Here is a 24,291-nt window from a genome sequence, read left to right as displayed (position 1 = left end):
GGCCTTGGAGGTGTCGCTGTCATTGCTGCTACAGCCTGCGGCGATCAAGGCGAGTTTCTAGTGGTATGCCACGCCGATCAACAGCCCTGTTGGGTGTCGCCAGTCCGTTGTTCGCGATTGCCGTCGGTATTGCCGCACCGCAGGCTGCCGCGGCGAACACGGTTGTACTGGCGCCCTGGGTCTCATGCACCGGACGGTGGTGTCGTAATGAAACGGATGACACCTATCGCGTGGAAGTGATCCTCGACTGCGGTCGAGGAGAAAGGCAGCGCGTAATCCGTGCCTACCTTCCCGCTCGCAGGACGTCGGTCGTGGGTGGTGATTGCGGTAGCCACCGCGAGCGTTGTTCGACCGACCGCGAGCGCTGGTGCGACAAGGACAATCCCATCCTAGGGATTAGTTACGACAATGTGCTTGTCGACAACGGACCCATTCCCCCGTGGCCTTTCGGTGGCACGGGCTCATCGTTCTGACGGCGGATAGCGAGTTCAGAACGACATGCCGCGCGGCCACGCCCCCGACCATGCCACTTCAGTGGTTCCCAGAACCGAAACGGGAGGGCTCTTCCACAGAGGAGTAATTGCTGGACACCGACGCGAGGCTCAGCGCCGCGATCGCCGACTGAATCACCTTCGGCGGCAACATCATCTCTATGCCACGGCCGAACGACCTGGACTGTCGAATTTATTGGTTTGTCAACAGGCTAAACTGCTGTTGCAGGATCGCCGCGTGAACGGTTGCGCCGATCGCGCCTCCGCGAAAGGGTCCCATTTCCCCGCGAGTGGAACCCTGTCTGTCTTCGGCAGGCCTACTTCGCAGGCACCACCATGCTGCCGGTGCTCAGCGCCCTCGCCAAGGGAGCTGCGAGGTCAGCGGAGCCGGAAGTGGTCGTACCTCCAGCGTCGACCGGCGATGCGGCAGGGGTGAGGATGACGTCAGCGGAAGCTGCGCCCGAACCAACGACAGCAGTAGCGGCAGCGCCGATCAGCACGAACATTCCCAGCTTCTTCATACAGATTCGTTCCCATCAGTGGAAGATCAAGTGGAAGATCAATTCGGTTGCGACGCCGCTGGTTTAGTTCTTATCACGAGGGGTCAGCGTGAAAATCGATCCCGTTGCCAGCACTGGGAAGTGCGGCCGACTTGGAACCAGCCGATCTGTACCGTGCCCCTCGCCGAAGGTCGGCACCATCGGGAGAGTAGCCGTCCGTCGGCGAGTTCCGCGACACCCACGGCCGCCTGCGGGGTTCGCTCGGAGTGTGGTGACCTGAATTGCCTTCTCCGTACCAGTACTGATCTCGACCGGTGCGGCAAGGTGTTCCCAGCGTTGGCCAGTCGCCGAGGGGGAGTGTATGGAAAGGTCGGCTCCGCCGATTTCCTTGTCGGCTGAGAAGACAGCCCGGATTCGGGGATCCGGGATTCGGTTGCAGCCTCGTGACTGAGGCGAAAGGAACAGAGTGTTTTTCATGAGTATCGATCGGCGCAGACTGCTGGCTGGCTTTGCCATCACGAGCGCCCTGGCCGCCGCCCCGCTCACGGTGTCAGTCGCTCCCGCTACCGCCGAGCCTTCATCTGCAGAGGCGCACGCCGATCCGCAGACCTACGACTTCGCCAACTGCGATCAGCCAGAGTTCAAGGACGATAAGGATTTTCAGGACTGGTGCGCTCGAGTCCGTTGGGCCAATAATCCGTCGAACCCGGCCAATCCGAACAGTCTACTCAACCCGGACAACCCACTCAATCCCAACAGTCTCAAGAACCCAAACAACCCGATGAACCCCAGCAGCCCCCTCAATCCGAGGCATCGGCCCTGAAGCTAGAGCGTCATGAGCCGGTGGCTCAAGGCTTGGTGGCGTCTGCCAATCCTTGAATCATCTGAACTCGGCTGCGACGCTGGGCTATCCGCCCCGTGTCTCAACCAATCAGACGACTGATGGATCCCGCCCCGGCAGCCGAGATGGTCGCCGGGCGAATCCGTGGGCGCGCCAGAATTCGGCGGCCTTCACTTCATCGTGGACCACCGGGATCATCGCAGGTGCCAGTTCGGACCCGGGCCTGGCACTCACCGAGGCGTTCCAATGGCTCCACTTCATTCGGTAGGCCTAGGCGTTGAAACTCGGTGATTATGCTGCGATTGTGCGCCACTGACTTTCGAACAATGTTGCCGCCCTTGGGAATGGTCCAGACTGGAAGTCTCCTGGCCGTGAATCACAGCACAGCTGTGTGGATCCACATCGGTGGGAACGACGGCGTTGGGCTCGGGGCTTCCCCTTCGATCCCGACGCGCCACATCTGTCGGAAGAGGTTTGAAATGCTGGATACAGGATCAGCCGGCCCGCTCAGTCTGGCTTCTCTGTTGCCATTTGTCGGGTCGGCGATCGGTGTGGGAAGTTCATTGCTGAGCTTCCTTCGCTAGCCGCTGCGGGTTATGACATTAACCGGCTCGGTGAGTTCGGCGTGGTTTCTGCCGCCCATTGAGCCGGATGCACCAGCGATCCGTAAGCGAAGGGATTGTCTTACAGCGCCGAACAACTTCGGCGACGAGCGCCGATCTCATCGTCGTCGCGGTTTCCGACGCAATGATGCGAGATCGGCGGTAATGCGTGATTCCATTGCTGCACAACAGCTTTCGCTGTGGCAGCCTGGCACCTCGCACACCGGTTGACCTACAGCCGGGGAGTCGCGGTTACAGCGGTGTTCGTCGTGATCGGCCGCTTAGCGTGGTCCCTCGACAAGACTGGTGAACCCGGGCAAGCGCTGCTCTTCGGGGAGGAAATCGTCGACATCCTGCGCCGCGCTACGACTCGTTTCGGGCCGGGGCGTTGCATCAACTGGGTGGCTATCTCTCTGATACAGGGAACCCCCAACGCATTACGTGCCGCCGACGAAGCTCTCCAGCTGTATCGACTTCTCGACATCGCCCAGCCGGGATCCTTTGCGCTTCAGATGGATTCAGCGATGCATAATCGGACTCTGTTCCTGAACGGGCTGGAACGACACGGATGAACGGTACTGCCCGGGTCGCGCGGTGCAGGTCACGCGACCCCGCCGAATCGGGCGCCCCCAGGATTGGGGAGCTCCTAACCTGAACGGGCACGAGGTTCTAAAAGGAGTGTCGATGTCGAGCATTGTCAGGAGTGTACGTCGGACCGTCGATGACATGCCGTGGCAGGATGCCGGATCCTGTCACGGCATGGATTCGGGGGTCTTCTTCCACCCCGACGGTGAGCGCGGTCGCGCTCGAGCTAATCGAATTCGCCGGGCCAAGCAAATCTGCCGGAAATGTCGCGTCCTCGATATGTGCCGCTCTTACGCGCTGAGAACCGAACAACCCTTTGGCATCTGGGGTGGGATGTCGGAGCAGGAACGGCAGATGCACCGCGCAGGTAGTGCGGTGGTGGCTGCGGAAATATCGAACGCGTCCGCTGGCTTGGTCGCCGACGACGCCGTACCCGGCAGGTTGGGGCGGCGACACCGGTGATTCGGCTGGGCCGCAAGGGATTTTGATCATTCATCCTGCGATCGCCGACCTCGTCAACTTGCAGATGTTCTGGGGTTTGGCCGTTGGCCTGTACCTGGCCGCCCGAGACAGTGAATGCCACGCTGCTCGCCCCCGCCGGTCGGGCCAGGCGAACGCTGAGGTGGCTGTGGCCACACGCCCGTATTCGATTGTCAGGTTTGTCCGCAGCTCACGAAACACCAGCGCGGGTTGGGTGGCTCGGCGGCTACTACGAGGTCTGAGCTGGAAGCCGACCGCCGAGCATGTTGAGGGGAGACTCTCGCCGCTCGCCATTCGGTTCAGACTGATCGTGACTCGTGGCAGGGGTCACCCGGTGATGGACAATGCGCACAACGCTTATCCCTATTGCCCTTGCCTCGATTGCGCCACAGGAGCACACTTGACTACTTCCGTGCCGGTGAATCTCAAGCACGCCAAGGATATTCATCCAGCGGTCGACTTACCGCTGCTGCACGACATCGTTCCAGCCGACCGCAATCTCTGGACGCCGGACGAGCTTCACTCGCTGACCGAAGCGGTCGCTAGAGAACTGGCGACACCGCTGCTGGATATCGTGCGATTCGAAACAGACCAACGCTGGTGGACCCGCCTAGCGCTCACCGTCGGGGTGGAGCTGTGGCTGTTGTCCTGGGCGCCCGGGCAGGGCACCGAACCCCACGATCACGGTGGCGCATCCGGCTCGTTCACCGTGGCCGTAGGCGAGCTCACCGAGGAATTTCGTCATCCCAGCGGGCCGGTGCGCGAAGCCCGGTGGCAGACCGGCGATTCGGTGGCTTTCGGCCCGGACCGGGCGCATCGGCTCCACAACTCCGGTATTCGCCCGGCCGCTTCCGTGCATGCGTATTCCCCACCGCTGCAGCCGGTGCGGGAATACCGCTCGCTCGAGGATTACACCGGACTATGAGCCGCATCGACGACCTCCTTGAGCAGGTGCGCACCCGGCTCGATCGAGTCGATTCGCACCGGGCGGCGGCACTGCTGTCTGAAGGGGCCATTCTGGTTGACCTGCGCCCGTATGCGAATCGTCTTGCCGAGGGCGAGATCTCGGGTGCGTTGGTGGTGGAGCGGATCGTCCTGGAATGGCGACTCGACCCCACCGGTGAGCATCGCCTGCCGGGCCTCACCTCGGACAGCACAGTCGTGCTCTTCTGCAACGAGGGTTACGCTTCGAGCCTGGCCGCGGCCGACGCGCACCGCCTCGGCCTGCCCCGCGCGACCGACCTGATCGGCGGGTTCCGCGCCTGGAAGGCTGCCGGGCTACCTGTCATCGAAGGCGGTTCTCCGGCTATCCCATAGCGGCGCCGCGAACACGCATCGACCGATACATCCGTCCTGCCCGCGCCGGTGAGGCGTCCGGCCTGTAGACAAGGTTTCGGACCTGGGTTTGCTGTACTACCACGTGCAGCGGTCGAATCCGATCCGCATGATCTTGCCGTCAAACGGACCCGGGCATCTCCTTCAATACCCATGCGACCAGCGACAGTTTGGAAACCTCGCCGAGGATCCCGCCGGATTCGAAACCGCGCGAGTGATCCTGGCGAAGTCGACCTTCGATGGCTACCCGCTGCTCACCACGACCGTTGAGGGCCATCGGGTCACGGTCACGCTGAGCTCGGACGACGCCAGAACCTGGACGCGATGCCTGAGGCGACCCGACGGTGTGACTGCGGTGGTCATGGTGTGCGATTCACACAACCCGAGCGGCACTCGGGCTCGACGCTGGCGAGTTGGCTGCGTTGCCCGACCGGATCGACCTGCGGATCGCGGTGATTCTCGATGATGCCTAGGTCGAGCTCCGCCGGATCAGCGCGTCGACACGGACTTCCTGCCGACCGCGCATCCGAATTCTGGTGCGAACGTTCCCGAAGGCCCTCGGGCCTGCGTGTGAGTTATGCCGTTGCCGTTCCGATGACCGCCGTCCAGCGGCCGTCGAGGGCGTCGACGCGTCGCCTCACCGGTTCCGATTGCTGACCAAGTGTTTCGCGATGCTCCACCATCGACCACGACATCCGCTGTACTACCGATTCCTGTGAGCTGTCGGCTCTGGCAGCCACCCCAGTTGCCGGGCCCTTCCCAAGTCGTCACGCGCCGCCCAGTGTTCGATGACCATGCCGTCCGCGATGCGGATCCAGTGCGTCTGTGCGACGGAGAAGGTTCTGCCCTTCGGCGAGAACACCTGATCGACGTCGCCTTCGAGGGTGTATAGGACGAAGGGTCCTGTCTGTCGGCCGGTCATCATGGTGTCGAGGCAGACCAGATCACCGTCGGCGACGGTGTGCACGACGGCGTGGCGCATATCGGTGAACGCTGCCCGCAGCCACAGCGCGGTGGCGTAGAAGCCGTGCGGCCCGGGTATCCGGGTGCTCGGTGGTTCGTGCCGGCTCTCGCGATTGGTCGCCCGCGGGTGGATGATGGCGTCGAAGTCGGCGCGACTGCCACTCGACATGATCTCGAGGCTGCGGATGGCCAGGCTCTTCGGATCGGGGGCGGCGTTCATGAATCTCCAAACCACGACGGCGACAAGCGGTTTCCGGATCGACCCGAGATCCGACACACGGAGTTCGGGGGCGACCGGATGCCCGGATCAAAGCCCACCTCCGGTCACCCCGGCGCCGGAAGTGTTCGGTAAGCGACCGTAATCCGGCTCGGCCACGAATGAAACGCGCCCCCTGCCCAGCCGTGGGAATCTCCGCCTGGCAGCGATCGTGTCGGGGACGTGACCTCGATAGGGCTTTGCGCCGGCGTAATCGGCAACGCTGACAACACGGTAATCTCAGGCGGGAAATTCGAATTCTGCTGTTGGACAACATATTTCGATACTTCGAGGGCCAGGCCTTCCCGCTCGCGGGAAACACCGTAGCGGGTTGATACGGTGCGGCTCGACCGTCGAGGAGGTCTTGTCGTGCATTCTGCTGTAGCGCGATTGAATTCGCTCATGCCGCCGCCGCCCCTTCCGCCGGTTGTAGTACCTCCATGGGGCGAGATCGAGCACGCCCTCGGCTTCGGACTGCCCTCGGACTACCGTGACTTCATTGACTGTTACGGCGAGGGACAGGTCAATCAGGAACTGTCGGTGTTCTTCCCCGCCGAGTGCGCCGAAGGCCGGTGGTCGCTGACCTCTCTGTTGGACCGGAGCCGCCGGTTGCGAACCTTCGGTCTGTTCGACCTTTTCGAAGCCGATGATCGCCGGGGACCTGCCGACTTCCTGATGTGGGGCAAGACCGGCCCTGGCGATCTGCTGTTCTGGTCGCGGGAGGGCGAGGATCCCGATCACTGGCCCACCTATGTGGTCCTGCATCACTTGCATCATCTGGAACCCGGCCAGCGCTGGCGCCGCTTCGACGGCGGAATGACAGAATTGCTGATCGCCCTCGTCGACGGGAGCTTCCCCGAAGCCGCGACTGTGATTGGCGATCATCCGCGGATAGCCCGCTGGAGTCGCCTGCGGGACTGGAAAAACGACTACGGCAGACCACCGTACGCGGTTTTCGACGATATCGTCGCCGACGGCGTCTGGCACGCGGACGGCCGACCGGTGCGCGGCGGTTCGCCGATACGATTGCGCAACTTCAACCGATCGGGCGGCGACCAGGCTCGTTTCCTGCACACGGGCGAACTGGTGCCGCTCATCACCCTGGATCACACAGAGACGACAATTCAGCTCGACGGAGGCAGCCGAGCGCCGGGAATCATCTACTCCTTCTACGGCAGAGTCGATTTCGTCGGCGGAACCGCTCCAGGGTCCGCCAGAGTGGAACTGCTGCGCGATGGCGAACCCCTAGCCGCTGCGACGATCGAGCACGCCGATTCACCGCGAGCACACATCGCGGCAGAAACCCTGGTTCTCGCTGGTGACCCTGCGGCCTCGGTGCAGCTGCGCATTGCCGCGCCCGCCGACGTCATCGTGACCTCTGCTTATTTGCGCGCGAAGGGGACACTCGACGTGGAGCGAATCCCGGACCCGCTGTCGATGTCACGCCGGTCGACTCCGGTCATTGATGGCCTCGGTCGCCAAATGGGACGCTGATCCTCGTCATCGCGCCGCCGATTAGGGTGTCGGAACTCTCGCAAGTGACTTGCGCACAGGCCCTTTTGCATTCTCGGCAGTGGGAAGGCGCCGATCAGCATGAATTTCAGAAATGTGCGAATCTTCCGACCTGATCTGCGGAGGATTCAGCCCCCGCCCGGTATGGCTTGCCGATCGTTCCACGAGATAGGCGATAACGAGATCCGCAGCTGAGTAGCCGACATCGGGCCTACGGCATTGCATGGGAGGCGTCTGAAATGACCATCCAACTCGCCACCGCGCCGCCGTCGGCTGCGACCATCCGAATTCCCGGCAAGCTGACTCCGGCCGTCTTGGAACTCGCAGAGCGGCCCCTGGCCGTGGAAATCTCTCCGGCAGCGCTCGAGAATGTCACGGCCTGCTGGGAATTCGTCACCCGACGACTCGAAGACGGCGCCCCTGTCTACGACAGCATCACCGGGCTCACGCCGCTGGTCGACTTAACCGGTGGCGCGCAAGCCTTCGAGGGACACGGCATCGTCGAGCACGGTGCGGCAGACCGACCCGATGGACTCTCGCCGCGGGTCGTACGCGCGGCATCTCTCGTCCGGTTATGGGAACTGGCGCAGGGCCACTCCGGTGTGTCGGTGTCGGTGCCGAGGGCGCTGGCGGCGATGCTCCGGACCGACTTCGCACCTGCGGTCCCCGGTCCCGAAGTCATTTGGGCCACTGGCGATCTCATGTCCAGTTGTCTAGCGGACACGCTCGGCGGATGCGGCTATGCGTATACATCCGGGCTCAGAATGCCCGCGACCGAGGCCCTTGCCGCTGCCGGGCTCGCACCGGTGTCCTTCGACGGGCGCGACCGACTGGTGCTGGCGAACAACGCGACCGTTACCGTGGCGGCCGCGGGGCTGGCACTGGGCGCTATCCGCCGATCACACTCCGTCGCCATTGCTGTCACTGCGGTCCTGATCGATCTGCTCGGATACGATCCCGGCTTTCTGCTGAATCATCTCCTCGATGCTCACGAACCGCCCGACGCGTCGGCGGCCAGCGCCCGGATGCGAGATCTGCTCCGTGATATGACGCCCCGCGGCACGCGCTCGGTCCAGGAGGACTCGAGCCTGCGCGGTACAGCGGAGTTGCTTGATTCGCTGGGAGGCAGCCTGTGGCGGGTCAGCAGCGTCGTCGACAGTGAGCTCAATGGCATAGGGGACAGCTCGCTGTTCTTCCCGGAGCACGGCACCGTCGTACACAGCGACCACTGCTTCGGTCCTCCGATCGCGCTCGTCGGGCACCTGCTCGCAATGACCATCGAGCAGATGGGCAACCTCGCCGTAAGACAACTGAATCTGATCTTCGACCCTCACCACAGCGGGGACATGCTATCCGCACTGAACACCGATCCGGACACACACGACAAACTCCAGGACATGCGATGTGCGGCGACCGCCACCCTGGCGACCATGCGCGGTAGCGTGGTTCTGCCGTCAATTGGCAACGCCCGTGCCGACAGTCATGGCCCGGACGCGAATCTCGCGGGCATGCGGACCGCGCTCAACGCCCTCGACAGCGCCGCATGTCTGCGGCGGCTGCATGGCGCGCTGGCCATCGCTTTGGGTCAGGTGGTCCGTGTCGGCGGCCGGCGTCCCACGGCGCCCGCGTGCGCCGCCATCCTCGATGCGGTGATCGAGGCCGTGCCGTCCCTCGGTTCCAGCGGGCCTATCGACCAGGACGTCCGCACTGCCGCGGCACAGCTCGACATCATCGCCGATACGCTGCTCAGCAGTGAACACTCATAAGTAGCGAAGCCGCTCGTCTACGCGACGTACACTGCCACAACCGATTTCATTGAACGGCTCGCCCGGTAGTCGCCCTGGCGGGCGAGTGTCACCGCTTTTCCTTCCCGCCACAGCGTCGCTGTCTTCACAGTGCGCGCCGTCCGTCGGCTTGTCGATGATGTGCCGATCGGACATGCTCGTGAGCGGAACTGGCTATTGGGGCTTTTGGGTCGTCACCGGCACAGGCGCAGGGTCGTCGGGTGCTTTCGTCGTCAGTGGAATATCGGGGGTGGTTGTCTCCGGAGCCTGAGTGGTCGGGGGCGGCGCGGTCACGGAGGCGGCCGGAATCGGAGCATTCTGGAGTCGAGCAGCAGTCTCCGGATCCTGCACGAGCGCACCGGTTTGTGTGACCGGCGGTGCCGATGGTGCGTCGGCAGTGACGGTTTTCGCCGTTACCACCGACGTGACCGCTGGTTTCGTCGTTGTAGACGAGGTGTCCTTGGAGCCGGTCGCACACGCTGCGGCGAGCGTGACGAACGGAATCATCGCCATCCCGGTCAATCCGATCTCGACTCGCCGCCGCGATCGTCCACAGTTCGTTTTCGCCATGCTGCTCCTAGCTTGAATAGGGCAAGGCTCGTTCGATTCGATGATCCGCGAGCCGGAAGTCCTCGTGAGGCTGCGCCTGAACGCTATATCGAGGCGGGCGCGCGGCACCCAGCCTCTCCTCCCAATACTGGGAAGAATCTAGACTGCTGGCCAATGCGACAGCGGGAGTGGGCCAGGCCCTGCGTGCCGCCCTCGGAACGGCCATCGCCTTGCCGCGCCCGAACCCGCAACCTGTCGAGCGGTTCGGTCCACAGCCCCCGTGGAATCGAACCTCGTCGCCACAGGTGAGTGAGGCACTGCCGGTAGGGAACTGCTGAATCCACGGCTGAACGGTCCAAGACCAGAACATGTCGTCCGAGCCGGTGGAGCCCTGGCAGAACCCCTCATGACAGGTGAGTGGTCCTTGGGTTTGAGGAGTGGCGCCGATGGCCGAATGGGCAGAATCACTGCCGTACAGGCTTGCCGCAATGAGAATCGGTGCGGCAACAGAAAATGCGATCAGGGTTCGCGCGGGGTTGGTCATAGCTATCTCCTCTGAAATACCTTCTGGGAAAAGCGATTAGGGTTGTCGACCAGCTCTGCCTGGACTATCGGCCGCCGAGGCCGGTGGTGGCGATGCCGCGCAGGAAGGCGCGTTGGGCGATCGCGTAGACGAGGATCAGGGGGAGCAGGATGAGCATCGAGGCGGCCATGAGTACCGGCCAGTTGGAGATGTATTGGCCTTGCATCCACACCAGCCCGAGAGTGAGTGTGCCGATGTCTTTGTGTTGCACCATGACCAGCGGCCATAGGAAGTCGTTCCACACATTGACCCAGGTGAGCACTGCCAGCACCATGGCGGCCGGTCGCACGTTAGGCAGCAGGATCCGCCAGTAGGTTTGCCACGGCGAGCAGCCGTCGAGGGCAGCTGCCTCCTCGATGTCTTTGGGCAAGGTACGGAAGAACTGGCGCATGAGGTAGGTGCCGAACGCGTTGCCGAACAGTCCCGGGACGATCATGGCCCACGGAGTATCGACCCACCCGAGGGTGCGCATCAGGATGAATTGCGGGATGACGGTCACTGTCAGGGGAACCATCAAGGTGGCCAGATACAGCACGAACAGCATGTCGCGACCCCTGAATCCCAGACGTGCGAACCCATAACCGGCCAGCGAGCAAAAGAACACCTGACCGGCGGTGACAGCGCCGGCATAGATCACGGTGTTGGCCAGCATTCGCCAGAAGGGCATGAGGGTGAAGACATCTGAGAAATTCGACCATCGCGGGTGCGCGGTAAACAGGACCGGTTCACTGATCTCTGCTTCTTCTTTCACCGAACCCGAGAACGCCCACAGGATCGGGAACAGGGCGCACCCGGCGGCCGCGCTCAGGGCTGCGTAGAGCGCGATACCGCGAACTATGCCGCGCCGGATTCTGCGTTCCGTGGTCCCGGCCATCAATCCCCCAGGGAGTGCTTGCGCGCCAGGCGCAGTTGCAGCACCGTGAGCAGCAGCAGAATCGTGAACATGACCCAGGCCAGCGCGGAGGCGTAGCCGAAGTCGAGGAAGGCGAAGGCATGCTGGAACAGCATGATGCCGAACACATAGGTGCCTGATTCGGGTCCGCCGTGGCCGCCTGTCAGCACGTACACCTGATCGAATGCCTGGAACGCGTTGATCACCGAGACGACTGCCACGAACGACAACGCGCCACGAATCAACGGTACCGTGATGAACAACAATCGCCGGATCTCCCCGGCACCGTCGATCCTGGCGGCGTCATGCAGTGATTCCGGCACACCCTGCATCGCCGCCAGGAGCACTACCGTCGCGAACGGTACCGACTTCCACACGCTGACCAGGCACAGCGAGACCATCGCCCATTTCGGGTCGATCAGCCAAGGCACCGGCCCCAGCCCGATCCAGCCGAGCACGATGTTGAGCAACCCGCCATCGGTGTTGAACATGAACTGCCACACCAACGCCATCACCACCGACGAAACGGCGAGAGGCAGAAACAGAATCGTCCGGAAGACGCCCAGCCCCCTGACCCTGCGGTTCAGCAGAGCCGCCACGACCAGACCGATCACCACTGTCGGAACCAACGTGCCGACAGTGAAGACAATCGTGTTGCGTAAGGCAATGAGAAACAGCGGGTCCGCGGTCAACAGAGTTCGGAAGTTCCCCAGCCCGACGAAGCGCGGTGCAGTGAACAAATCCCACTTCTGCACACTCATATACAGCGAGAACCCGAGAGGGAACACCAGAAACACCGCGACAGCTGCCAAGTTCGGCGCGATGAACGCCAGCCCCCAGACGCGGCGGCGAGCCCGCCGAGGTCGCTCGACAGTGATTGTGGGGCTGGTTTTCAGTGTGGCAGGGGCGTTTTCAGTCAGGCTCATGACTTGCGCAACACCTCATCGACATCGTGAGCCAACCCGGTCAGCGCGGCCGCGGATCTCGTTCCTCGCAGTACCGGACCGAAGCCGCGGTCCATCAAGGCGTCGATTTCCTCCCATGCGGGCGTGACCGGCAGATAGCCCGATCGGGCCGGGCCTTCGGTGAGCACCGCCAGGTTGCCCACTCTGGCATGAGCTTTCGCGAATCCAGGTGACTCGAGCGCGGATTTCAGCACTGGAACGAAGAGCCCGGATTCAGCGATGAGAGCCTGGCCGATCGGGCCTGTCACAAACTTCACGAATTCCCACGCCTGCTGCTTGCGCGGGCTGCTCGCGGCGATAGCCAACCCGGTCGTCCCGATATTCGATTGAGCACCTTGGCTTCTCGGACCGGTCGGGAGCACCGTCAGGTCAAGATCGAGACTGTCGGCATGAGTGAAGGTGCTGTAGCGCCAGTGCCCGCCCATCGCCATCGCGGCCCTGCCGAGTATGAACATGTCCATCGTCGACATGCTCTGCCGGTCAGCAGAGGTGGGCGCCACTCTGTGCTTGTTGGACAGGTCCGCATAGAACTGGACACCGTCAATGAAAGCGTCGTCGTCGAAATTGATGTGCATCGGAGTGACCCGCGAGGCCGACCACGGCGTGCCGTTGTTCATACCGAACAACCCCGCCGAGTAATAGGGCACCCAGGTGTCGACGAAGCCCCACTGGGTAACTTTCCCCGACCGATCCCTCTTCGTCAGAGCCTGTGCCGCGGCGAGGAACTCATCGAAACTCCAGGGTCGATCCCATCGTGCCGGTGGCGCAGGCAACCCTGCATCGGCGAACAGCTTCTTGTTGTAGAACAGGAAGTTCCCGGCCCACTGTTCCGGGAAGGCGTACTGCCGGCCGGCGAACTCGAACGTCTCATGCATCGCGCTGACGCTGTCGGCCTCGAGTTGTGCCGCGAAGCGGGGATCGGCGGCGAGCATGGTGTTCAGATCCAGCAGCATCCCCCGCTCGGCCAGCCCGGCGAAGGTCAAATCCCATGCCATCAGCACGTCCGGGCATCTGCCACCTGCGCAGAAGGTCGACATCTGTTGCACCGGATCCGGTCCGGACATCACCGTGCGCACCGTGATCTCCGGGTGCAGACGCTGGAATGCGTCGATAATCGCCAGACGCCCTTTCGCCTCTTCCGGATTGGCCTGAAAGAGGAACGAGAGCACATTGTCACCGTCGCCACATGCCGCGGAGGACGTTGCCAAGCCCGCGATCCCCAACGCACCCACCCCGCGCAGGAAACCGCGCCGACCCAGCATCTTGCCGGTCATGTAGCTCCCGATGTCCGTGCCAACCGTGCCTCAAGACACTCCCCGTCTTCACGATTCAACGGCCCGTTGTATAGCGGCAAGATAGAGGCATCGACGTTCGGCGGTGACGGTTGAAGTCGCGATCATCATGCCAACATTCGACCGCGCCGACCGGAAGGCTGTTCCCAGCCACGGCGACAGCCCGCAGTGCACCGTGCCTTTTGGTAGCCGAGGCACCTGGTGGCTCGTGGAAGACCAACCTAGCCACCACTCGGGCAGCCACACCGACGGAAGGAGATTCCGGACAGCTTCTTTCGGCGGCCGGTCGCGTTCAGCTCGCGCAGCATGTTCACCGTGATCAGCAACTCCGTCGCCGCGGTACCGCCGGCGAACCGGACCGCCGACAACACCGCCCGGATGAACTCGCGGCAGTGACCCGAACCGATCACAACACCATCGCTGCTGGTCCAGCCATATGTGTTGTTTCTCGCGGTTACTGCCGGAACCCCCAGTGCCTCCGGCAGGTTGCGGCCCAGCCGGTCCGAGGTGTACACCATGATCCGATCTTCGGGCCGCGTGTAGAGCGCAAAGCCTGATCAGGCGCCTGGGCCGATCGACGGTCGCGGGGCCGCGTCTCACTCAGCGGTCGTCTGGATAGTCGGAACATTCGCGAGCACCCTCGCGATGTGCCGGAGTGCCTTGTCGCTGGTCATTCTCCAGTGGGTGGCGTCTACGTGGGTGTCGTGGATGTGTCCATCGATGACTTCGATCCAGGTGCCGGCCCCTGATATTTCGGGCGAGAGATCTTGTGCGGCAGTAAAATACATCAGGTCACCATGGAATGTGCGGGGGTGGTAGCTGCCGATCAATTGTGCTGATCGGGCGGCGGTGTCGATCGCTGCTGCGATTCGATCGACACCGAAGGAAGCGAACGGTTCGCCGTGTAGGGCGAGCTGTCGGGCCAGCTGCTCGGGTGTGGAATCCAGGCTGGGCAGGTTGTCGGCGGCGTCGCCGAACAGGCCGCCCAGCAGCTCCGCGAGTGGGACTGCTTCCGGTGTGGGTGCCGCCGTGCCTCCGCCGGTTACGTTGTGGCTGTCCAGCATGGCGAGCAAGGCGACCTCGGCGCCGTCTTCCTGAAGCTGTACCGCCATGGCGTGTGCGATGACGCCGCCGAGCGACCAGCCGAGCAGGTGATACGGGCCGGTCGGCTGGATGGTGAGGATCTCTTTCACGTACCGGCGGGCCCAGTCCTCGATCGAGTCGGGAAGTGGCTCGGCACCGAGCAGGGCTGGGGACTGTAATCCGTACAGTGGCTGGTCAGGGTCGAGGTGTGCGGCCAGACCTGCGAATGACCAGGCGATGCCACCGATCGGGTGGATACAGAACAGAGGTTGCGCGGAGCCGGTGGTGCGCAGGGGTAGCAGGACGTCGAATGCCGCGCTGCCGGTGTCCTGCTCGGCCATCGCGGCGATCAGTCCGGCGGGGGTAGGTGTGGTGAATATCAGCATGACAGGAACTCGGTGCTCGAGCGCGTGGCCGAGGAGGTTCGCCAGTCGAGTCGCGGTCAGTGAATTGCCGCCCTGTTCGAAGAAGTTGTCGTCCAAACCTATTCGTGGGGCGCCGAGCACCTCGGCGAACACCGCGCAGACCGTCCGTTCCTGGGCGGTGATCGGTTCACGGAATTCCCGGGCCGCAACGACGGGTTCCGGCAGCGCCTTGCGGTCGAGCTTGCCGTTGGCGTTGAGCGGCAACGCTTCCAGCGGCATGAAGACCGACGGGATCATGTACGACGGCAGTTCGGCGGCCAGCGCCGACTGCAACTGCTGCTTGTCGGGCTCACCGTCGGCGCCGACCACGTAGGCCACCAGGCGGTCGCCCAGCACCGGGTCGGTGTGTGCGACCACGGCCGCCGACGCGATGGCATCGACGCGCAGCAGCGCGGTCTCGATATCGCCGAGCTCGATGCGGAAGCCGCGGATCTTCACCTGGAAGTCGGTGCGGCCCCGGTACTCCAGCTCCCCGTTGGCCTGCCAGGCCACCAGGTCACCGGTGCGGTACATGCGGGAACCGTTGCCGGCGAACGGGTTCGCCACGAAACGATCCGAGGTCAGGTCCGCACGGCCGTAGTAGCCGCGCGCCAGCTGCGCGCCGGCCAGGTACAGCTCGCCGGACACGCCCACCGGCACCGGCCGCAGGCGCGAATCCAGCACGTACACCTGGGAGTTCCATTCGGGCGAGCCGATGGACACCGACAGCTCGTCGCGCTCGGTGACCCGGTGGTTGGTGATGGACACCGCGGCCTCGGTCGGGCCGTAGAGGTTGAACAGCTCGGTGCGCGGACGCTCGCGCAGCACACGCAACGCCAGCGGCCCGGGCAGCGCCTCACCGATGGCGAGAACACGCCACAGCGAGTCCGGCAGTCCGTCGGTGAGCAGCGCGTCCAGCATGGACGGCACCACGTGCAGGGTGGTCACCCATTCCCGCGCCATGAGCTCGTTGAGGTAGGCCGGGTCCTTGTGCCCGTCGGGCGCGGCGATGACCATGCGGCCACCGCAGGCCACGGCCGACCAGAACTCCCACACCGACAGGTCGAAGGTGGCGGCCGTCTTGAGCAGCACCGCGTCCGCCGGGTCGAGCCCGAATTCGGTGACCTTCCACAGCAACTGGTTCACGACCGCGCCGTGCGGCAGCGCCACACCCTTCGGGCGGCCGGTCGAACCCGAGGTGAAGATGATATAGGCAGTATTCGAATCACGCAGTGGCGCTGTGCGTTCCGAATCGTCGATCGGGTTCGCGCTGACGTCGTCGAGGACCAGTTCGTCGAGTCGCACCACCGGCGCGATCGAGGTCTGGAACCCGGCATCGGCGTCCGTCAGTACGCAGACCGGGGTGGCTGATTCGAGGATGTGGCGAATGCGATCGGTCGGCTGATCCGGGTCCACCGGTATGTAAGCTCCGCCTGCGACCGATACCGCGTACAGGGCGACGACCAGGTCCAGCGAGCGACGCAATGCCAGCACGACCGGCCGTTCGGGACCGACGCCCCGGGAGATCAGGTGTCGCGCGAGGCGGTTGACCCGTTCATCCAACTCCGTGTAGTTGAGGCGAATATCGCCGGAGATCAGCGCAGGCGCATCAGAGTGTCGTGCGATGGTGGCGGCCAGTAGGTCCGGCAGGGTCGCCGGGCCGGGCACCGGCCGGGCAGTGGCGTTCCACTGGTCGATCACGCGGACGCGTTCGTCGTTGTCGAGGAGCTCGACGTCGCCGACCGGTAGCTCGGGATCGGTGGCGAGAGCGGTCAACAGCCGAATGAACTGCGCGACGAACCGTTGCGCGGTGTCCGGGTCGAACAAGGCTGTCGCGAAAGTGAGCGTGCCGTCGATTCCCGCCGGGCTGCCGTCCTCGAGGTAGAGGTCGCTGACGATCCAGTGCAGGTCGAACTGGGAGACTTCCAGATCGAAGTCGACGAGGGAGGCGGCCAGTCCCGGAAGTGCGAGGTCGCTGCGAGCCAGATTCTGGAAAGACAGCCCGACTTGGAACAACGGGTGGCGAGCCGCCGAACGCGGCGGATCGAGAACTTCCACTAGCCGTTCGAATGGCACATCCGCGTTGGCCAAGGCGGCGAGGTCGATCTCGCGTTGCCGCACGAGCAGCTCGGCGAAGGTTGCGCCCGTGTCCACCTGGCTTCGGAAGACGAGGGTGTTGACGAACATCCCGATCAGCCCGTCCAACTGGGCATCGCCGCGCCCCGCCACCGGCGTGCCGATGGCGATGTCCGAAGCACTCGCCAGGCGCGCCAACAACACCGCCAGGGCGGTGTGAACCACCATGAACAACGTCATGTTGTGCGCCCGTGCCAACGCCGCCAGGCGGGTGTGCGTTTCGGCGTCGACACCGAACGCTACTTTGTCGCCGACGAAAGACTGGACCGGTGGCCGCGGGCGATCGGTGGGAAGTCCGAGTTGCTCGGGCAGCCCGCCCAGAGCGGTCTTCCAGTGCGTAATCTGTTGAGCGGCAAGGGAATCGGGATCGGATTCCGATCCGAGCAGGCTGTGCTGCCACAGTGTGTAGTCCGCGTACTGTACAGCCAGTGGCTCCCACTCGGGCGCGTGTCCGCGTGCACGGGCGGTGTAGGCGATCATCAGGTCGCGGGTGAGGGGAGCGATCGAGGAGCCGTCGCCGGAGATGTGGTGAATCACCAAGGCCAGCACGAACTCCGGGGCTTCGCTGTCGGTGATCTCGAACAGCGCGACCCGCAACGGCACCTCGAGGGTGACGTCGAACGTGGTGCCGGTGATGAACGCGGCCACCGCCGCGACGACGTCTCCCGCGGCGATCGCGTGGCTGTCCATCCGTGTGGCTGCCTGCTCGACCGGCAGAATCACCTGTGCCGGGAGGGCCGTCGCGTCCTGGGCTCGCCGTCCCGCTCCGGGGCGAGGCGGAGACGCGCTCGGCGAAGCGGACCGGATCGGCGGACACGCCGAGATCGCCGACCACGATGGCGGCGAGATCCGGGCTGGTGGCCAGCGCCGCGTAGGTGCGCCCGCGCGCCTTGGCATAGGAGTCACCGCCGTCGATGACCCGGCTCACGTCGCCGGGCGTCCGGATGAACACCGTCGCCTGCGAGCGGTAGACCGGCGGGCGCACCAGCAGGAATACGGTGGTGGCCGCCAGCGCGGCCAGGATTCCCCACACCACCCAGCGCCAGCGCCGCCGCAGCAGCGACCCGTATTCGGAGAGCACCGCGGGTGCATGCGGGAGTGTGGAATTCATCGCGCCGTCGCCAATCCTTGGGTGGTGAGACTGTCGACCAGGGCGTCGGCGAGGCGCAGGTTGCCCGCCGCGTTCGGGTGCATGCCGTCCGTGCCGAGCAGGGCGGTGGTGTCGGTGTCGGCGAGCGAGGCGATCGGATCGATCACCGTCACCCCATCCATGGCCGATTCCTGTGTCAAGCGGTCGAAGAACTCGTCGTCGAATCCGAGGTCGTCGGCGGGGGACTTCAGGAAGCGTGGGCGCACGAGCACGATCTTGGCCGCGGGCCAGGCATTGCGCGCGTCGTAGACGGTGCCGCGCAGGGCCTTGTACACGTCGTCGGGCGGTGCGAACTTGTCGTTGCGGCCGCCGTCGAGCACGACGACGTTCGGCGCGGCGGTCCGCGCCAGCTGCCGGACCCGCTCGTCGAACGAGGTCGAATCACCCAGGTAATCCATGTGGAATCGATTGGCCTGCCCGCCGCTGATGTACCCGGTGCCGGGCATGGCGGCCAGATCGCACACCCAGTGCAGGCGGACCGCCGCCTGGCAGGCGTACGACATTTCCGCGAGCATGCTTGCGCCCGTGTAGGAGTCACCGATGAACAGGGCGGCCGGTCCAGGCTGTTCGGGGGCGGCGAGCCGCGCGGGGGTGCTCTCGCCGTGCCCGGTCGGCACGGCCCGCAGGGCGAACACCAGCCCCGCGACGATCGCGAGCGCGAGTAGCGCCGCCGCCAGATCGGCGGCCCTGAGCCTGGTCATCGGACCGCCGCACGATAGATCTCGTCCAGGGCGTCGCCGATACGGGCCATCCCCAATTCCGCTGCCACGGCCTGCCTTCCGCGTTCGCCCATGGCGCGGGCCCGGCCGGGATCAGTGAGCAGGGCCCCGACCGCCGCCGCGAGCCGATGCGGGGCGGGCGCGGTGACGATGCCGCTGCCGGTCCGCTCGACCAGCGCCGCCAGCCCGCAGTCGGGGGAGATCACCACCGGCAGCCCGACCGACATGGCCTCGAGCACCGCCATCGGGTACGGCTCGCGCACGGACGGCAGCACGTAGATCGCGGCGGCGGCCATCCGCTCGGGCACGCGGGCCGGGTCGAGCGGGCCGATCCAGCGCAGCCGGGGATCGATGCCGAGCGCTGCCCGCACCGCCGGGCCCTCGCCTTCGTCGGGCCCGGCGAGGGTGAAGGTGGCGTCGGTTCCGTTGGCGAGCAACGTCTTCGCCATCTCGACGAACGCGAGCGGCTGTTTGCGCGCGTGCAGGCGGGCGGCGAAGAGCACCTCGGGGGTGTGCGTCGTGGTCGCGGGCGGGTAGGCGGGCACGCCGTTGTCCAGCGCAATCAGCGGCAGTCCCGGCCCGGCCACGGCGCTCAGTTCGTCGCGTTCGGCGGGCGTGAGGAAGCAGACCGCGCGCGCGTCACGCAGGACCTTTCGGGTCCAGGCCGCATCCAGCGGGGCGGCCAGCGGATGCGAGGTCGGCGCGATCATCCCGTGTGGCTGAACGACATACGGCACGCGCAGGCGGCGGAGGGTCAGCGCGGCGGGCAGGGTCACCAGATCGCGGCCCAGGTGGACGTGCGCAACATCGACGTCGCGACCGTGCCGCCGCACCCACCGCCACAGGCCGGGCGCGGCCAGCCCGGCGAAACCCGTTGCGGGAACCAGGGTCCGGGCCGGGAACAGCCGCACCGGAACGCTCTCGATCGTCTCGGGCAGGATGTCGTAACCGCGCGCCGCGCCCGCGACGGTCACCTCGTCGCCGCGCGCGAGCAACTCCGTCGCCTGGTTGAACGCCACCCGCACCGGCCCGCCGTAGGCGCCCTCCGGTGAGACCAGGGTGACCAGGTGCAGGATCCGCATCAGCGCGGCATCACCACGGACGGCGGTGGGCGCACCACCGAATACGGCGGCACATCCGCGCTCACCAGCGCGGTGGCCCCGACCACCGAGTGCGCGCCGATGGTGACGCCGCGCAGGATCGTGGCGCGTGCGCACACCCACGCCCCGTCCTCGACGACGATCGGCCCGTTGTCGAAGGCGAAGGTCGGCGAGTGCCGGTCGTGGCTGCCGGTGCACAGGTAGGCCTGTTGGGAGACACAGACATTCGCGCCGAGCGTGATCGGCTCGAGGTTGTAGAGCTCCGCCCCGACCCCGATCCACGAATCGTCGCCGACGGTCAGCTTCCACGGCCACTGCACGCTCACCCGATGCCGGATCAGCACGCCCGAACCGATACTCGCGCCGAAGCGGCGAAGGATGGCCACCCGCACCCGATTCGGGCACCACACCTGGGTGAAGACCAGTGTCGACACCGCCACCCACAGCACCTGTGCGAGCAGCCCACGCCCCTTGTCGTAGGAGTGTCCCCGCCGCGCTGCCAGAGATCGCTCCGGTCCGGCATCGCTCATGCACACCTTCCCCTGGCGAACGCCTCCCCTAGCGCGATCAATGTACCGTTATCCTGCGACGGGCCGCCAGTCGTTCGTTGCTACAAGGGGATTGACGCTTCAAGGGGACAGCCAAGTGACCGATCTGCGGTTCACGCCGGGACACACCTCCGCTCCGCCGCGGTGGCGGTCCGTCTCGGGGGCGGCGCTCGTGGTGGTGGGGGCGACGGCGGGGTTGCAGGTCGCGAATTTCACGGTGACGGGGCTGTCGCTGATCTGTCTGCTCGTGGTGCCCGGGTTCGCGCTGATGGCGCATCGCGGCGTGGATCTGGCGCCGGTCGTGATCGCCGCGCTGGCGTGGCTGTCGTTCCTCGTCTCGTGCGTGGTCAACCAGGTGAGCGTGCTGTGGCCGAACGCGTTGGCGGTCCCGGCGTTCGCGCTCTACTTCATCGGATTCGCGGTGCTCACCGGACGCTCGATCGACGCGCTCGCGTCGCTGCTCGCCGGAATCGCGGTGGGCAGCATCGGATTCTTCGTCGTCAAAGGGATCGAGCTGACCAATACCGGCCGGTTCCTGGACCTGTGGAAGTACGGGATCGCGCACGCGGTCACGGTGCTCGTCGTCTACGCGCTGATCCGGGCGCGCGCCCGCCCGATGGTGATCTTCGGTGCGCTGGCCGCGCTCGCGCTGGCCAGCCTGGGCCTGAATTTCCGCTCGCACGCGCTGGTGTGCGTGGTGGCGGCTGTGTGGCTGGCGACCCGGCACGGCTTCGGCGCGCGGGTCGGGCGCGGCTGGTCGCTGGCCGGGGTCACCGGGTTCGGGCTGCTGTTCGCCTATGTCATGCCGATCGCGGCGCGGGCGGGCCTGTTCGGTCCGGCCTTGCAGCGCAAGACGGTCGAGCAGGACGCGACGCACCTGCCCCTGCTGCTGGCCGGGCGGACCGAACCGCCGATGACGTTGTCCGCCATCGCCGAGCGCCCGCTGCTGGGCTGGGGCAGCGCCCAGCACCTCACCCCCGAGTTGTATGCGCGCGCGGAACATCTTGCGATCCGCATCGGCTTCGCGCCGACCTTCCCGTTCGATCTGTACTGGCGGCTGCCGGTTTTCGACTACTCCGCGTTCCATTCGATCCTGCTGGGCACCTGGGCCGAGGGCGGCATCGTGGCGGCGCTGCTGCCGTTGATGATCCTGGTGGCCTGCGCGGGGGTGTTCTGGAACAACGATCGCCTGGGGCAGTGGGCTCCGCTGTTCGTCGTGGTCGCGCTGCAAGGGATCTGGGATCTGTTCTACGCGCCGTGGACCTACGGGATGGTGCCCGAGCTCGCCTGTCTCGTGCTCGCCTACGTCACGACCCACTTCCGACGGACGCCGTGAACCCGGCGGTCAGCGTGGTGGTGCCGACCGTGGGGCGGGCCTCGTTGCGCCGCGCGGTGGAATCGGCGCTGCGCCAGACGCGGCCGGTCGCGGAGGTGCTGGTGGTCGCGGCCGAGGGGCTCGCGCTGGACCTGCCGTCCGATCCGCGGATCACGGTGGTGCGCACGGGCGGTCGCGTATCCGCCGGGGTCGCCCGGCAGGCCGGAATCGAGGCCGCGCACGGCAACGTGATCGCCCTGCTCGATGACGATGACGAATGGCTGCCGGAGAAACTGCGCTGCCAGCTCGCGGCCGTCGAAGGATCCGACGGATCCGTGGGGAGCGACTGGATCTGCTCCTCGCGGATCGCGGTGGCGGGTCCCGGCGAGCGCCGCCGAGTCTGGCCGCGTCGTGTGATCGCACCCCGGGAATCGGTGGCCCGCTACCTGTTCCGGTTCACCTCGCTGCGCGTCGGCGCTGCCGTGCTCCAGACCTCGACGCTGTGTTTTCCCCGCGAACTGGCGCAGGTCGTCGGGTGGGACACCGAGACCGTGCACGACGAACCGACCTGGCTGCTGGCGGTGCGGCGGGCGCGGCCGCAAGTCCGGCTGATCCAGCTGCCTGCCGTGCTCGCCACGTATCACGTGGGGGCCGAATCGGTTTCACATTCGAGCGTCGACCGGGTGGACGACTATATCGCCTGGGGACTGGAACACCTGCGTGAGGAACCGCCGCGCGTCCGCGGCGACTACCTGTGCACCAGCCCGGTCAGCGCGGCGGTCGCGGCCGGTTCGGTCGCCGGGGTCGGCCGCGCGCTGCGGGCAGCGCTGCGGCACGGGCGTCCCGGTCCGTTCGCGCTGGCCTATGCCGTGCTCAACGGCCTGCGGATCATTCCGCGCACGGGCGTCCGGATCCTGTTGCGCCGATGACCGATCCGACCAGGCTCGCCCCGGATGAGCGCCGGGCCCTGCTGCGCAGCGCGCTCTACCGCATCGCGGGCACCCCGATCGTCGCGCTGCTGGGCCTGGCCAACACCGCGATCATCGTGCGCCAGACCGGCGCGGCGGTCTTCGGCCTGGTCTCCCTGATCGCCACGGTGACCCTGCTGTTCCCGTTCGCGGACCTGGGGATCGGCGCGACGGTCCTGAGCGCGAGCGCCCAACTGGATCGGGACCCCCAGGCAGCCGACGTCATTCGCCGCGCCTACCGCGTGTTGTCCGGAGTGGCCGCGGGATTGGCGGCCGCCGCGTTCGTGCTGCTGGCGACCGGCCGGTGGGCGTCGCTGACCGGGTTCTCCACCGGGCCGCAGGACGGCTGGGCGATCACCGTCGCGGCGGTGCTGTTCGCGCTCACCATCCCGGCCGGTCTCGGCGTGCGCATTCTCATCGGCATCGACCGCAACGAGCTGGCGACGCTGGTGCTGATGAGCTGCCCGGCGTTCGCGCTGCTGACCACCCTGGCCCTGTCGGCCGCCGGGGTGAGCCCGATCTGGTACTGCGTCTCGGCGCTGGTCGGCGTGCTCGCCGGGCAGAGCGTCGGCACCGTTGCGGCGCTGCGGCTCTCGGGTCTGGGACGTTCGGCGTTCGGCGCGGTCGAGGGCCAGGGCACGCGATTGCTGGCGGGGAGCCTGTGGCTGTTCGTGGTCGGGGTCGGACTCCCCGCCGGACTGCAAACCGGTCGGTTACTGCTCGCGCATCTCTCGACGCCGCAGGAGTTGTCCCGTTATGCCCTGACCGCCCAGATCTACGGCGTGGCCTGGTCGGTCATCTCCACCGCGGGCCTGGCGTACTGGCCGGTCTTCGTGAAACGCCGTGGCGCCTCGACGGAAACGGTCCGCATCTGGTGGCGGCTCACCGGGATCTTCGTCGCCATCGCCGCCGCCGGAGCCGCCGCGTTGGGCGCGCTGGGCCCGTGGGCGGCCTCGATCCTGTCCGGCGGCCGCATCGACGTGTCGTACGAACTGGCGCTGGCCTTCGGCGCGCTGCTCGTGGCACAGAGTGCGCACCTGCCCGCGAACGTCCTGCTGACCAGGCCGAAAGAGGCGCGCTGGCAGGCGGGTTGGACGGTGGCGATGGCCGCGATCAGCATCGGGGCGGGCCTGGTGGTCGCCGCGCCTGGCGGCGCGGTGGGCGTGGTCGTGGCCGCCGCGCTCGGCACCCTGCTCGCCCAGGTGCTCCCGGATCTGGCCTGGGTGCCTAGGCTGGTG

The 24,291-nt window shown here is 65.9% G+C and carries 21 protein-coding genes; 11 read left to right on the top strand and 10 right to left on the bottom strand.

The window, feature by feature from the left end:
* The first annotated feature begins 1,466 nt into the window (after nt 1–1,466).
* From ACWELQ_RS02200 to ACWELQ_RS02180, 5 genes are all read left to right on the top strand, one after another.
* A complete protein-coding gene (locus tag ACWELQ_RS02200) occupies nt 1,467–1,814 on the top strand; it encodes a hypothetical protein (protein ID WP_452395193.1) in 348 nt (115 codons plus the stop codon).
* Nucleotides 1,815–2,694: 880 nt separating this feature from the next.
* Entirely contained in the window at nt 2,695–3,006 is a 312-nt protein-coding gene (locus tag ACWELQ_RS02195; RefSeq protein ID WP_452395192.1) for a hypothetical protein, read from the top strand.
* Between the two features lie 112 nt (nt 3,007–3,118).
* On the top strand, nt 3,119–3,481 hold the full coding sequence (locus tag ACWELQ_RS02190) for a WhiB family transcriptional regulator (protein ID WP_452395191.1): 363 nt from the start codon (nt 3,119–3,121) through the stop codon (nt 3,479–3,481).
* Between the two features lie 355 nt (nt 3,482–3,836).
* Nucleotides 3,837–4,424 carry a cysteine dioxygenase gene (locus ACWELQ_RS02185; protein WP_452395206.1) on the top strand — a complete coding sequence of 196 codons (588 nt, stop codon included), beginning with the start codon at nt 3,837–3,839 and terminating at the stop codon, nt 4,422–4,424.
* Nucleotides 4,421–4,816, top strand: coding sequence for a rhodanese-like domain-containing protein (locus tag ACWELQ_RS02180; protein ID WP_452395190.1), 396 nt, complete (start codon nt 4,421–4,423; stop codon nt 4,814–4,816). The genes ACWELQ_RS02185 and ACWELQ_RS02180 overlap by 4 nt, the downstream gene beginning before the upstream one ends.
* Before the next feature lie 139 nt (nt 4,817–4,955).
* Here the strand turns inward: ACWELQ_RS02180 and ACWELQ_RS02175 are convergent, their stop codons facing one another.
* Nucleotides 4,956–5,111, bottom strand: coding sequence for a hypothetical protein (locus ACWELQ_RS02175; protein WP_452395189.1), 156 nt, complete (start codon nt 5,109–5,111; stop codon nt 4,956–4,958).
* Between the two features lie 426 nt (nt 5,112–5,537).
* On the bottom strand, nt 5,538–6,017 hold the full coding sequence (locus ACWELQ_RS02170) for an ester cyclase (protein WP_452395188.1): 480 nt from the start codon (nt 6,015–6,017) through the stop codon (nt 5,538–5,540).
* A 438-nt stretch (nt 6,018–6,455) separates the two neighbouring features.
* On the opposite strand from ACWELQ_RS02170, the gene ACWELQ_RS02165 reads away from it, so the two are divergent.
* The 3 genes from ACWELQ_RS02165 (at nt 6,456) to ACWELQ_RS02155 (ending at nt 9,935) form a co-directional block, all read left to right on the top strand.
* Nucleotides 6,456–7,547 carry a hypothetical protein gene (locus tag ACWELQ_RS02165; protein WP_452395187.1) on the top strand — a complete coding sequence of 364 codons (1,092 nt, stop codon included), beginning with the start codon at nt 6,456–6,458 and terminating at the stop codon, nt 7,545–7,547.
* A 257-nt stretch (nt 7,548–7,804) separates the two neighbouring features.
* Entirely contained in the window at nt 7,805–9,331 is a 1,527-nt protein-coding gene (locus ACWELQ_RS02160; RefSeq protein ID WP_452395186.1) for an aromatic amino acid lyase, read from the top strand.
* 415 nt (nt 9,332–9,746) lie between these two features.
* Complete coding sequence (locus ACWELQ_RS02155) at nt 9,747–9,935, top strand: hypothetical protein (protein ID WP_452395185.1); 189 nt, start codon at nt 9,747–9,749, stop codon at nt 9,933–9,935.
* A 571-nt stretch (nt 9,936–10,506) separates the two neighbouring features.
* Here the strand turns inward: ACWELQ_RS02155 and ACWELQ_RS02150 are convergent.
* The 8 genes from ACWELQ_RS02150 to ACWELQ_RS02115 form a co-directional block, all read right to left on the bottom strand.
* On the bottom strand, nt 10,507–11,355 hold the full coding sequence (locus ACWELQ_RS02150; protein ID WP_452395184.1) for a carbohydrate ABC transporter permease: 849 nt from the start codon (nt 11,353–11,355) through the stop codon (nt 10,507–10,509).
* Nucleotides 11,355–12,299 carry a carbohydrate ABC transporter permease gene (locus tag ACWELQ_RS02145; protein ID WP_452395183.1) on the bottom strand — a complete coding sequence of 315 codons (945 nt, stop codon included), beginning with the start codon at nt 12,297–12,299 and terminating at the stop codon, nt 11,355–11,357. Before ACWELQ_RS02145 ends, ACWELQ_RS02150 begins: the two co-directional genes overlap by 1 nt.
* Nucleotides 12,296–13,612: an ABC transporter substrate-binding protein gene (locus ACWELQ_RS02140; protein WP_452395182.1), complete on the bottom strand. Its 1,317-nt coding sequence runs from the start codon at nt 13,610–13,612 to the stop codon at nt 12,296–12,298. The genes ACWELQ_RS02145 and ACWELQ_RS02140 overlap by 4 nt, the downstream gene beginning before the upstream one ends.
* 239 nt (nt 13,613–13,851) lie before the next feature.
* The gene (locus tag ACWELQ_RS02135; RefSeq protein ID WP_452395207.1) at nt 13,852–14,148 is read right to left on the bottom strand and encodes a hypothetical protein; all 297 of its coding nucleotides are present in this window, start codon (nt 14,146–14,148) and stop codon (nt 13,852–13,854) included.
* 78 nt (nt 14,149–14,226) lie between these two features.
* Complete coding sequence (locus ACWELQ_RS02130) at nt 14,227–17,943, bottom strand: non-ribosomal peptide synthetase (RefSeq protein ID WP_452395181.1); 3,717 nt, start codon at nt 17,941–17,943, stop codon at nt 14,227–14,229.
* A gap of 417 nt (nt 17,944–18,360) precedes the next feature.
* Nucleotides 18,361–19,104, bottom strand: coding sequence for an SGNH/GDSL hydrolase family protein (locus ACWELQ_RS02125; protein WP_452395180.1), 744 nt, complete (start codon nt 19,102–19,104; stop codon nt 18,361–18,363).
* Nucleotides 19,101–20,204, bottom strand: coding sequence for a glycosyltransferase (locus tag ACWELQ_RS02120; protein WP_452395179.1), 1,104 nt, complete (start codon nt 20,202–20,204; stop codon nt 19,101–19,103). Before ACWELQ_RS02120 ends, ACWELQ_RS02125 begins: the two co-directional genes overlap by 4 nt.
* Complete coding sequence (locus ACWELQ_RS02115) at nt 20,204–20,752, bottom strand: DapH/DapD/GlmU-related protein (RefSeq protein WP_452395178.1); 549 nt, start codon at nt 20,750–20,752, stop codon at nt 20,204–20,206. Before ACWELQ_RS02115 ends, ACWELQ_RS02120 begins: the two co-directional genes overlap by 1 nt.
* A 115-nt stretch (nt 20,753–20,867) precedes the next feature.
* On the opposite strand from ACWELQ_RS02115, the gene ACWELQ_RS02110 reads away from it, so the two are divergent.
* The 3 genes from ACWELQ_RS02110 to ACWELQ_RS02100 form a co-directional block, all read left to right on the top strand.
* Nucleotides 20,868–22,106, top strand: coding sequence for a hypothetical protein (locus ACWELQ_RS02110; protein ID WP_452395177.1), 1,239 nt, complete (start codon nt 20,868–20,870; stop codon nt 22,104–22,106).
* Nucleotides 22,103–23,014, top strand: a complete 912-nt coding sequence (locus ACWELQ_RS02105) for a glycosyltransferase family 2 protein (protein WP_452395176.1) — start codon at nt 22,103–22,105, stop codon at nt 23,012–23,014. The genes ACWELQ_RS02110 and ACWELQ_RS02105 overlap by 4 nt, the downstream gene beginning before the upstream one ends.
* Nucleotides 23,011–24,291 (top strand): lipopolysaccharide biosynthesis protein (locus tag ACWELQ_RS02100; RefSeq protein WP_452395175.1); only part of this gene is annotated, 1,281 nt, incomplete at its 3' end. The genes ACWELQ_RS02105 and ACWELQ_RS02100, both read left to right, overlap by 4 nt.

The organism is Nocardia sp. NPDC004722 (assembly GCF_053601505.1).
Note: the sequence above shows the minus strand (reverse complement) of the source record. Positions and strands in the feature narration are given on the sequence as shown.

Excerpts from the sequence above, each read along its gene's own strand:
- ACWELQ_RS02120 (WP_452395179.1), bottom strand. The coding sequence starts at position 20,204 with ATGCGGATCCTGCACCTGGTCACCCTGGTCTCACCGGAGGGCGCCTAC.
- ACWELQ_RS02140 (WP_452395182.1), bottom strand. The coding sequence starts at position 13,612 with ATGACCGGCAAGATGCTGGGTCGGCGCGGTTTCCTGCGCGGGGTGGGT.
- ACWELQ_RS02135 (WP_452395207.1), bottom strand. The coding sequence starts at position 14,148 with ATGGTGTACACCTCGGACCGGCTGGGCCGCAACCTGCCGGAGGCACTG.
- ACWELQ_RS02180 (WP_452395190.1), top strand. The coding sequence starts at position 4,421 with ATGAGCCGCATCGACGACCTCCTTGAGCAGGTGCGCACCCGGCTCGAT.
- ACWELQ_RS02125 (WP_452395180.1), bottom strand. The coding sequence starts at position 19,104 with ATGACCAGGCTCAGGGCCGCCGATCTGGCGGCGGCGCTACTCGCGCTC.
- ACWELQ_RS02170 (WP_452395188.1), bottom strand. The coding sequence starts at position 6,017 with ATGAACGCCGCCCCCGATCCGAAGAGCCTGGCCATCCGCAGCCTCGAG.
- ACWELQ_RS02165 (WP_452395187.1), top strand. The coding sequence starts at position 6,456 with ATGCCGCCGCCGCCCCTTCCGCCGGTTGTAGTACCTCCATGGGGCGAG.
- ACWELQ_RS02185 (WP_452395206.1), top strand. The coding sequence starts at position 3,837 with ATGGACAATGCGCACAACGCTTATCCCTATTGCCCTTGCCTCGATTGC.
- ACWELQ_RS02150 (WP_452395184.1), bottom strand. The coding sequence starts at position 11,355 with ATGGCCGGGACCACGGAACGCAGAATCCGGCGCGGCATAGTTCGCGGT.
- ACWELQ_RS02130 (WP_452395181.1), bottom strand. The coding sequence starts at position 17,943 with ATGGACAGCCACGCGATCGCCGCGGGAGACGTCGTCGCGGCGGTGGCC.
- ACWELQ_RS02115 (WP_452395178.1), bottom strand. The coding sequence starts at position 20,752 with ATGAGCGATGCCGGACCGGAGCGATCTCTGGCAGCGCGGCGGGGACAC.
- ACWELQ_RS02175 (WP_452395189.1), bottom strand. The coding sequence starts at position 5,111 with ATGGCCCTCAACGGTCGTGGTGAGCAGCGGGTAGCCATCGAAGGTCGA.
- ACWELQ_RS02145 (WP_452395183.1), bottom strand. The coding sequence starts at position 12,299 with ATGAGCCTGACTGAAAACGCCCCTGCCACACTGAAAACCAGCCCCACA.
- ACWELQ_RS02190 (WP_452395191.1), top strand. The coding sequence starts at position 3,119 with ATGTCGAGCATTGTCAGGAGTGTACGTCGGACCGTCGATGACATGCCG.
- ACWELQ_RS02200 (WP_452395193.1), top strand. The coding sequence starts at position 1,467 with ATGAGTATCGATCGGCGCAGACTGCTGGCTGGCTTTGCCATCACGAGC.
- ACWELQ_RS02160 (WP_452395186.1), top strand. The coding sequence starts at position 7,805 with ATGACCATCCAACTCGCCACCGCGCCGCCGTCGGCTGCGACCATCCGA.